At 74.3% G+C, this 917-nt stretch carries 1 protein-coding gene; it reads right to left on the minus strand.

Translation table 11 applies throughout. The features are described from left to right. Positions 1–917 (minus strand): acyltransferase domain-containing protein (locus tag ACYVE9_RS28555; protein ID WP_461030783.1); only part of this gene is annotated, 917 nt, incomplete at both ends.

The raw sequence follows: 917 nt of genomic DNA on the forward strand, positions 1-917 counted from the left end.
GGCGGCGAGCAGCGCGGCGCGCCGCTCCGGCAGGTCCCGGCGGAGCAGGGGGACGGTGACCGCGGCGGTCGGGTCGCTCACGCCGTCCGCGACCATGGCGCCGAGCACGGGTTCCGGGCTGAGTTCCAGGTAGGTGGTGACGCCCTCCGCCTCCAGGGTGCGTACGCCGTCGTGGAAGCGCACCGCCTCCCGGACGTGGCGGACCCAGTGGGCCGGGTCGCACAGCGTGTCGGCGCCGGCGACCGCACCGGTCAGGTTGGTCACCACGGGGACGGTGGGCGGCGCGTAGTCCAGGCCCGCCGCGACCGCGTGGAAGTCCTCCAGCATGGCGTCCATGAGAGGAGAGTGAAACGCATGGCTGACCCGCAAACGCCTAGTCTTTCGCCCGCGTGCGGCGAACTCGACGGCGATTTCGTCCACTTCGTGTGCTTCTCCGGACAGCACCACGGACGCCGGACCGTTGAGGGCGGCGATCGCGACGCTCCCGGAGCGGCCGTCGAGGTGCGGCAGCACCTCCTCCTCTGTGGCCTCCACAGCGGTCATGGCCCCGCCCTCGGGGAGCGCCTGCATGAGCCGGCCGCGAGCGGCGACCAGTGCGCAGGCGGCCGGAAGGTCGAGGACCCCGGCGCAGTGGGCGGCGGTCAGCTCGCCGATGGAGTGGCCCATCAGCGACTGGGGGCGCACGCCCCAGGACCGGACCAGGGCGTGGGCGGCGGTGCCGAAGGCGAACAGGGCCGCCTGGGTCCACATGGTGCGGTCGAGCAGCGCCGCCTCCTCCGTGCCCTCGGCGGCGAAGGCCACCTCGCGCAGGCCCGGCCCGTCGAGGTGCCGGTCCAGTTCGGCGCAGACGGCGTCGAAGGTCTCGGCGAACACCGGGTGGGCGTCGTACAGCTCGCGGCCCATGCCGGGGCGCTGGG

This window comes from Streptomyces sparsus (assembly GCF_054776295.1).